Source organism: Vibrio sp. V42_P2S4T144 (genome assembly GCF_009904715.1).
Taxonomy (GTDB): domain Bacteria; phylum Pseudomonadota; class Gammaproteobacteria; order Enterobacterales; family Vibrionaceae; genus Vibrio; species Vibrio alginolyticus.
Window position 1 is genome coordinate 1 of the sequence record NZ_WXWS01000421.1, and the last position, 10,544, is coordinate 10,544.

Annotated in this window: 9 protein-coding genes; 2 read left to right on the forward strand and 7 right to left on the reverse strand. The window is 45.4% G+C overall.

Annotated features, from left to right (window positions below; genetic code table 11):
* Both CAG68_RS14125 and CAG68_RS14130 read left to right on the forward strand, forming a co-directional pair.
* Positions 1-1,838 (forward strand): MFS transporter (locus CAG68_RS14125; protein ID WP_161441295.1); only part of this gene is annotated, 1,838 nt, incomplete at its 5' end.
* Between the two features lie 114 nt (positions 1,839-1,952).
* Positions 1,953-2,882: a YeiH family protein gene (locus tag CAG68_RS14130; protein ID WP_005384270.1), complete on the forward strand. Its 930-nt coding sequence runs from the start codon at positions 1,953-1,955 to the stop codon at positions 2,880-2,882.
* Here CAG68_RS14130 and CAG68_RS14135 read toward each other — a convergent pair.
* From CAG68_RS14135 to CAG68_RS14165, 7 genes are all read right to left on the reverse strand, one after another.
* On the reverse strand, positions 2,879-3,067 hold the full coding sequence (locus tag CAG68_RS14135; RefSeq protein ID WP_017634658.1) for a hypothetical protein: 189 nt from the start codon (positions 3,065-3,067) through the stop codon (positions 2,879-2,881). The two genes, CAG68_RS14130 and CAG68_RS14135, sit on opposite strands and share 4 nt — an antisense overlap.
* A gap of 100 nt (positions 3,068-3,167) precedes the next feature.
* Positions 3,168-4,595 carry an o-succinylbenzoate--CoA ligase gene (menE, locus tag CAG68_RS14140; protein WP_054577993.1) on the reverse strand — a complete coding sequence of 476 codons (1,428 nt, stop codon included), beginning with the start codon at positions 4,593-4,595 and terminating at the stop codon, positions 3,168-3,170.
* A complete protein-coding gene (gene menC, locus CAG68_RS14145; RefSeq protein WP_054730123.1) occupies positions 4,580-5,569 on the reverse strand; it encodes an o-succinylbenzoate synthase in 990 nt (329 codons plus the stop codon). Before menC ends, menE begins: the two co-directional genes overlap by 16 nt.
* A 125-nt stretch (positions 5,570-5,694) precedes the next feature.
* Positions 5,695-6,561 carry a 1,4-dihydroxy-2-naphthoyl-CoA synthase gene (gene menB / locus CAG68_RS14150; protein WP_005382318.1) on the reverse strand — a complete coding sequence of 289 codons (867 nt, stop codon included), beginning with the start codon at positions 6,559-6,561 and terminating at the stop codon, positions 5,695-5,697.
* Positions 6,554-7,381 (reverse strand): 2-succinyl-6-hydroxy-2,4-cyclohexadiene-1-carboxylate synthase, encoded by an 828-nt coding sequence (gene menH / locus CAG68_RS14155; protein ID WP_054730126.1) that lies wholly within the window; start codon positions 7,379-7,381, stop codon positions 6,554-6,556. Before menH ends, menB begins: the two co-directional genes overlap by 8 nt.
* Complete coding sequence (gene menD / locus CAG68_RS14160; protein ID WP_054730129.1) at positions 7,368-9,086, reverse strand: 2-succinyl-5-enolpyruvyl-6-hydroxy-3-cyclohexene-1-carboxylic-acid synthase; 1,719 nt, start codon at positions 9,084-9,086, stop codon at positions 7,368-7,370. Before menD ends, menH begins: the two co-directional genes overlap by 14 nt.
* Positions 9,083-10,390 carry an isochorismate synthase gene (locus tag CAG68_RS14165; protein WP_033906881.1) on the reverse strand — a complete coding sequence of 436 codons (1,308 nt, stop codon included), beginning with the start codon at positions 10,388-10,390 and terminating at the stop codon, positions 9,083-9,085. The genes menD and CAG68_RS14165 overlap by 4 nt, the downstream gene beginning before the upstream one ends.
* Positions 10,391-10,544: the final 154 nt, after the last annotated feature.

Sequence of the window (10,544 nt, forward strand, 5' to 3'; positions counted from 1 at the left end):
GAAAGTTCCTGCCCTATTTCATTACTCAGTTTTTTGGCGCTTTCAACGACAATATTTTTAAAAACGTTTTGCTGTTGTTTGTCGCATTCGCTGGCTCCAGTGCACTACCTATTTCGAGCAATTTGTTCATCAACCTTGCGGCAGGCTTGTTCATTCTACCGTTCTTTCTGTTCTCTGCTTCCGCTGGCGTATTAGCCGACAAATATGAAAAGTCATGGTTTATTCGTAAGGTTAAACTATTTGAAATAGCCATCATGCTCTTGGGTGCCATCGGATTCATAACCGAAAGTTATGGTGTGCTTTTATTGCTACTGTTTTTAATGGGCACACAGTCAGCATTTTTTGGCCCAGTTAAATATGCCCTTTTGCCTCAAAAGTTAAATGCTAAAGAGTTAGTGCCCGGCAACGCTCTTGTTGAAGCTGGTACCTTTATCGCCATCCTTATTGGCACCTTAGGCGCTGGGATTATAGCCTCTGCAGACAACGCAAAATACCTTGCCGCATTTTGTGTCGTGATCTTCGCATTGTTAGGCTACTTGTCGAGCCGCTCAATCCCCTTTGCTGCAGCCAGCGCGCCCAATCTCTCTTTTCGTTGGCAACCATACAAGCAAACCAAACACACGCTCTCTATCGCCAAATCCGATCGAGTTGTTTTTCAATGCATAATGGCAATAAGCTGGTTTTGGTTTTTAGGCGCCGCATATCTAACACAATTCCCGAATTTCACTAAGATTTACCTAAATGGCACCGAGAGTGCGGTGTCTTTCTTGCTCGCTCTATTTTCCATTGGTATCGCGCTAGGGTCGCTACTTTGCAATTGGATCTCAAACCATCGTATCGAAGTCGGTATTGTGCCAATTGGTGCCTTTGGCATTACGGTATTTGGGTACCTAATGGCCACTTCCATTCCCAATGATCTACCTATTTTCCATAACTTTGTAGACTTCTTTAGATATGAGCCTTTTTGGCCATTATTTTTCTACCTATTGATGATTGGCGCTTCGGGCGGTTTGTTTATCGTGCCGCTTTACGCATTAATGCAGCATCGAGCAAAGGAAACCGAACGTGCTCAAGTCATCGCAGGGCTCAACATTTTTAACTCTCTGTTTATGGTCGGCAGCGCTGTCTTAGGTATTGTGTGCCTAAGTGTAATCAAGATGACAATTCCTCAGCTGTTTGCATTGTTAGCCATTTTAAATTTCTTAGTCGCCGCTTACATCTTTTTGCAAATTCCTATTTTTGTAGTTCGCTTTGTCATGTGGATGCTTACGCACACCATCTATCGAGTTAAGCATAAGAATCTACACAACCTACCCGAGCATGGTGGGGCATTGATTGTATGTAATCATGTAAGCTACATGGATGCATTGCTACTTAGTGCCGTATGCCCAAGGTTGATTCGTTTTGTGATGGAGGAAGATTACGCCAACCTACCTCCATTAAGGCGCTTTTTACGTCGAACTGGGGTAATTCCAATTTCAGCGAGTAACAGAAGCTCTATCAGACGTGCATTTAACGATGTGGAAGCTGCGCTAAGCGAAGGTCATATCGTCTGTATTTTCCCTGAAGGAAGATTAACTTCAGATGGTGAAATGAATGAATTCATGCGCGGTATTGATATAATCCTACGTCGTAGTCCAGTACCTGTCATACCTGTTGCACTTAAAGGCTTATGGGGAAGCTATTTCAGCCGCGCAAAAGGTCGCGCATGCTGTGGCTTACCGACTCGATTTTGGTCAAAGCTAGAAATAGAGGCAGGACAACCGGTGCCACCAAACGAGGCAACGGCAAAAACAATGTTCGATAAAGTGCATCAACTTAGAGGCGACTGGCGATAAATACACTTGAACACATGTTTAGGATAACTGAACATGTGTTCAAATCATTAAGACAAACTGACCACACCCAGTGCGATATACTCTCCCTTTCATTCACAACAGCGAATAAAAACCTTGAATAGAAACTACCTCCTGTTTGGATTGGCGTTACTTTTTTGTCTAACCCCTCTTGCCTCCTCTCCCATTGCTCTAGTTATCGGTTTTCTACTCGCAAGTTTTGGTTTTGTGCCTTCCGAGCTGCCCATCGCTTCTTTTACTAAAAAGCTGCTGTCTTACTCGATTATTGGCTTAGGCTTTGGCATCAACTTTGAGCAAGCACTTGCAGTCACATCGGATGGTATCGGCCTGATCATCGCCACTATTACAGGCACACTGATCATGGGCACTCTCATTGCCAGGGTAATTAAATTGGAGCGAGTAACCGCTTACTTAATCTCATCAGGTACTGCAATTTGTGGTGGTAGCGCAATTGCTGCTGTGGCACCGGCGATTAAAGCGAAAGACGAGCAGATTGGATTAGCACTGGCAACAGTGTTTGTCCTGAACTCCATTGCACTCTTTGTGTTTCCTGTGATTGGACATGCTTTAGGGCTAGATCAACACACGTTTGGCACATGGGCTGCGATTGCCATTCATGACACATCTTCTGTTGTCGGGGCTGCCTCGGCCTATGGGGAAGAAGCACTAACGACGGCAACAACATTGAAACTCGCGCGCGCTTTATGGATCATTCCTGTTGCTTTGATCAGTGCCGTCATCTTTTCAAGAGGCCAAAAAGAGAATGGAAAGAAAAAACTAGCTATCCCTTATTTCATTTTTTGGTACTGTGCAGCTATCGCGTTTAGCGACTTCTTTCCTCAATTTGAAATGGTCTATCACGGCATTTTCATTGGAGCAAAGCAAGCGTTGGTTGTATGTCTGTTCTTGATAGGTTGCAGCATTTCAATTTCAAAACTAAAGTCAGCTGGAGCTAAGCCGCTGTTGTTTGGTGTGACTCTGTGGGTGCTAATTTCTACCACTTCTCTAAGTTGGTTACTGTTTTAGATATTGGTGGTCTGCTTATCGCGTTGAGGGGACGGTATTTCCCGTTTGCTATTTTTGTATATAACGACCAACGCAATAGCGATCAAAAATGCCGTTAGCTCTGCAAGAGAGCGGGCTAGCCCTTCACTACTTATCGCGATACCAATTTGTAGTGCTACTGCCGCAATTAAAACTAGCTTTGCCATCCTGAACCTTATGCATTTTCTCTCCACTAAGAAGCATAATTATGATTCAGAGTTATAAGGATACGAAATTCTCTTTATGACTAATACATAGCAAAATTGACTAATGCTGAAGTGATGACAACAGCCACTCTTTCACGGCCTTACGTGAAATTTTGATCCCACCTTCTAGTAGAGTTTCTGGCATTACATGGTATTCCACTGGCCATTTAAACTTCTCTAACTTTGATTGCAAGTGCTGGTCATACTCCGACTTGCTGCGCAATCCATTGGTCTGAATCACAGCTACTGGTCTATGACCAAACTCCGCGTCTTCGACTGGAACCACTATACTCTGCACTACACCATCAATTTGGTTCAAAGCGGCTTCAATCTCTTCACAATGGATATTCTCACCACCAGAGATAAACTGATTGTCGGCACGGCCGATTATCTTTAATTCATCACCTTGCCACTCGCCAAGATCTTTGCTGTCAAACCAGCCTTTCTCATCCAGAAATGGGGTAACATGTCCTTGATGGAAATACCCTGCCGCTAATGTCTTACCGCCAACAAAAATGCGTTGGTCAACTAATTTTATCTTACGGTGCTTCAATACATGTCCAGCATTACTGGTGCTGTCAATTCTCTTTGCGGTAACGGTAGAGGCCGCCTCCGTCATCCCATAACCTAACCACGTCTCAATGCCTTGCCCTGATGCTCGTAGTGCCAACTCATGATCAACGTGACTGCCGCCCAGTAGCACATGTGTCAATGACAAATGTGCATCATCATCCAATAACCGTTTGAGCTGAGTCGCAACCAAAGAAGCGTGTGATACGCCCTGAATATCATCAACAAGTTTCCCTGAACCGACTTTTAGTGTTGCTCCGACATATAGCCAACGATAGACAATCGCTAATCCAGAGACGTGATACAGCGGAAGCGATAACAGCCAAGCATCTTGCTGAGTGAAAATGAACTCCTGCAACAAGCCCTCTGCAGACGCAAGATGCTGTCGATGTGTATGAACCACAGCTTTAGGCTCCCCTGTAGAGCCAGAAGTAAATACTACTGAAGCGAGCCGGTCATGATGATAGCTATCTTCAGTCAACGAATCACTCTCTTGCTGTGATACTACAGGCGGTGAAAGCAATGTTGCCTTGAGTTTTTGTACATCATGTTCAGAAAAGGTCGAAGCGCACTCCTGAGAAAACCAGATAAACCGAGTTTGATCAGGCCTGTAAAGTGTAGCAAGCTTACCCTGCAACTTATCTAGTGGTTGTTCCATGGTCAGCGCAGCGAGTGCGCCTAACTGTTTGGAGGCAAGATAAAACAACAGTGTTTCTACTTGGTTCTTGCCAACCAAAGTCAGCACATCCCCCCGAGTTACACCCAAGTCATTCAAATAGTGAGTGTATTGGTCAATACGCTTCGAGAGGTGTTGCCAGTTTAATACTTCTGTTGATGTCTTGAGTGCAATAGAAAAAGGGCTCGTTTGAGCCCAATATTTCCATGGTGCCTTCGCAATATTGTCTACGCAGAATGCCACACAATCTCCTGGTCTTTTAGAGGAAGAACGGGAAGTTCACACTTAGGCCAGCCCTGCTCTAGCTGAGCTTTGAATAAGCCAATCGTATCCAAACCTGGAACTTCATCAGGCAGCTGCCATTGGGCAAAGCGCGCTAATTGAGTTAAACCGAGACTGGATTCAATACTCGAGCTAATCACTGCTTTCATCCCTAGTGACTTCGCTTTCTCTATCAGTGTAATACAAAAATCCACTGAACCAATGAGTGTGGGTTTGATGATGATCGTTTTCACTCCAGTTAGATCTTCAAGACGGAAATCTTCACGACGAACCGCATCTTGCAATGTTTCATCCCAAGCGATAGCAATACCAGTATTAATCGCAAAAGAGAGACTATCGCCAGGAGAGCGGCACGGCTCTTCCAAAAAGGTAATGCGCTGACGCAAAGACGGAGTAATGTATTTAGCAAACTGCTGCGCTTTTTCTGGTGTCCAAGCGCGGTTTGCATCAAGTCGAAGCGTTAATTGAGGGATTGATTCAAGAAAAAGGTTCACAAGCATGCCATCGCGAATTGGCTCATAAAGTCCAACTTTCACCTTAGCGACTTTCTCACCTTCCATTTCGTTCAGCTTTGGAATGAGCTCATCTGGGTCGCCAGTGCATAGTGGCGCTGTTTGGTATTTACCTTGTTGTGGTAAACCACCAGCTAATTCAAACTGTGCCATCGATAAACCAAACGCAACCGACGGGTACATATTGGCATAATCCACATCCAACTCTGCTACCCAACGCTCCGCCTGTTCTTGTAGCTGAACACCCGCATCTTCGGTGCTCTCTAAACTAAAACTAGGAAGAGGAGCGACTTCTCCAAGCCCTGTTTTACCATCTTCGGAAAGCGCAACAACATAACCAACACGTTCGGTTAGCTTGTTGTCACGTAGGATGACACCACTATCCATGGGCAAGCTATAACGATAAATTTTCGCTTCACGCATAATTCAAGTCCTATGTAATGCCGTATATTTGAGCGTTCTGACGAGCAATCCCACCAGCCTCCCAGAGGGCGAGGCGCTCAGGAAAAAAGGAACAGAGGAGCTAACACGCTCCTCATTTAGACGGATTATGGGTTGCGAGGGAATTTATCGAAGTCTGGGCGACGCTTCTCGTTAAAGGCATTACGACCTTCTTGGCCTTCATCTGTCATGTAGAACATCATCGTTGCGTTACCCGCTAACTCTTGCAGACCCGCTTGACCATCACAATCTGCGTTTAATGCAGCTTTCAGGCAGCGCAATGCCATTGGGCTGTGCTGTAGTACTTCACGACACCAACGAACGGTTTCTTTCTCTAGATCCGCTAGTGGTACAACTGTGTTTACTAGGCCCATGTCTACTGCTTCTTGAGCATTGTAGAAACGACATAGGAACCAAATTTCGCGAGCTTTCTTTTGGCCTACGATGCGAGCCATGTAAGATGCCCCCCAACCACCATCAAATGAACCCACTTTAGGGCCTGTTTGACCAAATTGAGCGTTGTCAGCTGCAATCGTTAGGTCACACATCATGTGCAGAACATGACCACCGCCCACAGCCCAACCAGCTACAGATGCGATCACTGGTTTTGGACAAGTACGAATATCACGTTGGAAGTCCAATACGTTTAGGTGGTGCGTACCTTGGTCGTCTTTGTAGCCGCCGTAGTCGCCGCGGATCTTCTGGTCACCGCCAGAACAGAATGCGTCTTCACCTAGACCTGTCAGAATGATCACGCCAACACCAGAGTCGTAACGCGCATCTGCCAACGCATCAATCATCTCTTTTACCGTTTGAGGACGAAACGCGTTACGCACTTGAGGACGCGCAATGGTGATTTTCGCGATACCATCTTCAGACTTATGGTAATGAATGTCCTCGTATTTCTCGCCGCAATCTTTCCATTGAACCGGAGCGTAAAGTTCTTCTTCAGAAATGCCTACTGTTTTAGCCATGGTGATTCCCATTGTTCTCGTTACTCTCACCAAAGTGAGACTGAATTATTTGCTTGGTATGTATCGCAAACTGTTTGGGCTGCTCTTGATGGACGTTATGACCAGCGCCTTCAACTTGTCGATACGCCAACCCGCTACGTTGTGCCAGTTGGCTAAATTTTTGGTCTTTCTCACCACACAAGTAATACACTGGTATGTTCTGCTTTTGCAGTGAGGGCAACAAATATGCCTGTTTGGCTAACGATGTCGCCATCAACATATTCGCCACCGCTGAGCCAAGATTATCACTTCGCTTCGCAATGAATGTTTGTCTTTGCTCATGGTTTAGTGAAGAAAACACCGCTTGTTGGTACCAATCGTTCAAAACACGTTCAAGTGGTTCAGTTTTGAAACGCATTGCCCAGCGAGCATCATTCTCTAATCTCACCTGTTTCTCTGACTCAGTTTGAAGCCCGAAGTTTCCCCCTTCAATAATCGCGCCTGCAATATTGAGATCTGGAAAGCATTGATGGGCAATACCATGCATCGCAATGCGGCCGCCCATAGAGTATCCAATCAAAATAAGTGGTTGTTGTGAGGGAAATAATAAAGATAGTGTGGAACCAAGAAGTTTGCAGCAATCATTTAAATCGCAGCAAAAAATAGATTGGCTGCGTCCGTGACCAGGAAGGTCAACCGTAACACGTTCATATTCGGGTAATGCATTTAAACACGCGAGCCAATCGGCACCGCTACCGAGTAAGCCATGCAAAAACACCAAAGTGGGCAACGTTCTACTTTGGTGTTTTTCTAATACAGGGAAACGTTCAAAGTAAAGCATTCAGACTCTTATTAAATGCCTTGAGTGTCTCAGCAGCTTGATTAGGTGGGGTTTGAACCTCGACCAGCAACGTGCCTTGGCGGTGACATAAATGCTCTTTTACAGATGATTGGAATTGCTCCAGTGTAGAAACATGCAAATACGCCAAACCAAACTGCTTTGCCGCGTGTTCAAACTGATAACCATGAGGCATTTGATAATATGTCGTCCTGCGCTCTGGTGGTACTGGCAACATATCAAAAATCGCACCGCCGTCATTATTAGTAACAACAAGTACCGCCGGCAGTTTATTGTGAGAAAATAGCGCCAGAGAATTGAGATCATAAAGTGCTGCTGTGTCACCGATATACATTAGTAACGGATTACCTCTTGCCCGTTGCACGCCTGATGCCGCAGCAAACAAACCGTCAATCCCTGATGCGCCTCGATTAGTGAAAACCTCTACACCATCCAATTTTCCGTACATATCAACAAGCCGAACAAACAAGCTATTACCCAAGAAAACATCTACGTTCTTTGTGCGCTCGTTGATGTCTGCTGCCAACGCAATTTCGTCAATGGCAGACGCTGAATCAGATAGGAAGGCTTCTTCGATACGTTGATGAACTCGCTTAACGTCATTCGCTAACCTATCAGCCCACCCAGCAAATATTGACTTCTCAAAATTAATGCGAGAAACCCACGTTTTAGGAGGCTCAACCCAGTGCATTTGCGCCAGATGATTTTGGTTATTCCGGTCCATACAAGGTGAGACATACCAATACTGAACGTCTTTACTTTGTTGATTTTTCGATACTTGTTTATCAATCCATTGGTTCAAACGTTTGGAGATGATTCGGCTACCAAATTGGATAATAAGTTCACAAGATTCAAGCTCGTTTGCGAACTCGGGAAGTTGAAGCCATACATCGTAATACGCCCAATCCGAACTGAGACCACTTTGCGGGTCTGCAAGTACTGGCCATCCCATCTTTTGTGCAAATGCCTGCGCCGAACGCGCTTGTTCAAGCGGTAAGCTGCCAATCACAACCAAGCCTTTTTTGTCCGAAAAAGGCGGGATGTTCGCCTGTGACAAATGGCTAAAACGCTGAGTATAAGTGCCGCTTCCTTTTCGCCATCCGGCGACCGAATCTAAGTAGGTTTGATAATCCGCTTTTGCGCCGTTGGAATACAAAGGCTCTGGAAATGCACAATTAATATGAACAGCACTACCCTGCAATTGCTGAGTAAACATCACTTCGTCAACAGAGGTCAGCAACCAGTTAAGCGACGTTGCTAAATTTGGGCTTGGTAAATTCAAACTGGCCGAAACATGATGTGAAAAAATACCCAATTGATTTATCGCTTGGTTTGCACCACAGCCGACAAGTTCTACTGGACGATCTGCTGTCAGCAGCACCAGTTTTTCACCAGTAAGTTTGGCTTCGGCAACCGACGGTAATAGGTTCGCCACTGCCGTACCAGAGGTAACGATAATTGCCACTGGCTCCTGAGTAGCTTTCGCTAAACCAAGAGCCATAAAGCCCAATCCACGCTCATCAAAATGAGTATGAATGGAAAAGTCGGACTGTTCTGCCGCTTCTAAAGTTAAAGGCGTAGAACGAGATCCGGGAGCGATACAAACATGCTTAACGCCAAATCGCTGAAGCTCAATCAATATGGTTTCTGACCAAACTCGATTGAGCACCGCTTGGTCATGACTCATGATGCGACTCCCAATGGCGGATGATCAGAAATCAGCGTAAGTAACGTCGACATTTTCTTATCAAGTTCTGCCCACTCATGTTCTGCAATGGAGCCTGGAACAATCCCTGCGCCCGCAAACAGTTGTACTTGCTCACCGAGCACAAGCGCACTTCTGATTGCGACACAAAACTCTGCTCGTTCATGGCTTATGTAACCCATTGACCCCGCGTACCAGCCGCGTGCAAACGGCTCATTATCCAATATAAATTGCATCGACTCTTGTCGGGGTAAGCCAGCAACCGCCGCTGTTGGCTGAAGCGCCGATAACAACTGAACACCATTTATCCCCGCTCTTAGACTAGCGTGAATATTTCGCTTAAGGTGCTGCACTTTTCGTAGTCTGACCAAACTCGGTTCAGCTTCCACTTCAACCATTTCAGAATGCGGTGATAGACGGTCAATGATGTCGTCCACCACATACTGGTTTTCGTTGAGGTTCTTTTGGTCTTGGGATAACCAATTCGCCAACTCCATATCTTGAGTGGCATTGTCTCCCCGACCAATCGTACCTGCTAACGCTTCGGTATGTAGCTCATGCCCTACGCGAGAATACAAACGTTCTGGCGTAGACCCCATAAAACTGTGCTTACTGTCTAAGCTCAGCATGAAATGGAAGCTATGATGGTTATTTAAGTAACTTGCTTTAAGTAGCTGTGCAGCACTTAATGTGTTATCAAGCTGCACGGTAGAGCGACGCGCTAAAACCACTTTCTTAAAATCATCATTCTCTATACCAGTCAGAACCTTATGAACTAACTCATTCCATTGAGGCTGACTTGGCGTGTGAACAATAGAGCGGATGTGAGACGAAATTGGAGCTAAGGTCGCGACCTCACAAACCAGTTTATTCAACCCAGCTAGAGTTCGCGCTTTGTCTTCTGAAATATTAACTGCGAGAGACCACTGTTGGTCAAAACGAATTAACTCAATTTGAGGCAAAAAGAAAAAAGAGGGCATACAGCGACGATTCTTCTCATGCTGTCCATCAAAAGAGCGCCCGCCCCAGACTCTTTGCCCTTCACCTAGAATGGTATAAGCAGGACCTGGCTCAACAAAAGCGTGCAATTGCCCTAGTGCAACGACCTCTTCACGTGTATCGCGGGACTGCCAATAAAACTTAGGGAAAAGTGGTTGCGCATCAAGCCAATCAATAAATGAGAAATTAGGTTTCTCGCTAAGGGGCTCGACCAGACGTGTTTGATTGCCTTCCGATTGCTGAACTCGCTCGATAATTCTCTTTACGGCTTGATGGAACTGTGACAAATCAACCTCGTTGTATGTGAGGATAAATGGTAACTGACGGCTACTCTAAGTTTAGACCCAAAGCAAATCAAGGTCGTATGCGATCTTTTGCAAAATCCTGTGATAGCAAGCGAGCAAAACTTAACCAGCAGACAGATTATTTACAGATATATAT

Bases quoted from the DNA above. Each gene is read 5' to 3' on its own strand.
- CAG68_RS14135 (WP_017634658.1), bottom strand. From the start codon at position 3,067: ATGGCAAAGCTAGTTTTAATTGCGGCAGTAGCACTACAAATTGGTATC.
- menC (WP_054730123.1), bottom strand. From the start codon at position 5,569: ATGCGTGAAGCGAAAATTTATCGTTATAGCTTGCCCATGGATAGTGGT.
- menB (WP_005382318.1), bottom strand. From the start codon at position 6,561: ATGGCTAAAACAGTAGGCATTTCTGAAGAAGAACTTTACGCTCCGGTT.
- menH (WP_054730126.1), bottom strand. From the start codon at position 7,381: ATGCTTTACTTTGAACGTTTCCCTGTATTAGAAAAACACCAAAGTAGA.
- menD (WP_054730129.1), bottom strand. From the start codon at position 9,086: ATGAGTCATGACCAAGCGGTGCTCAATCGAGTTTGGTCAGAAACCATA.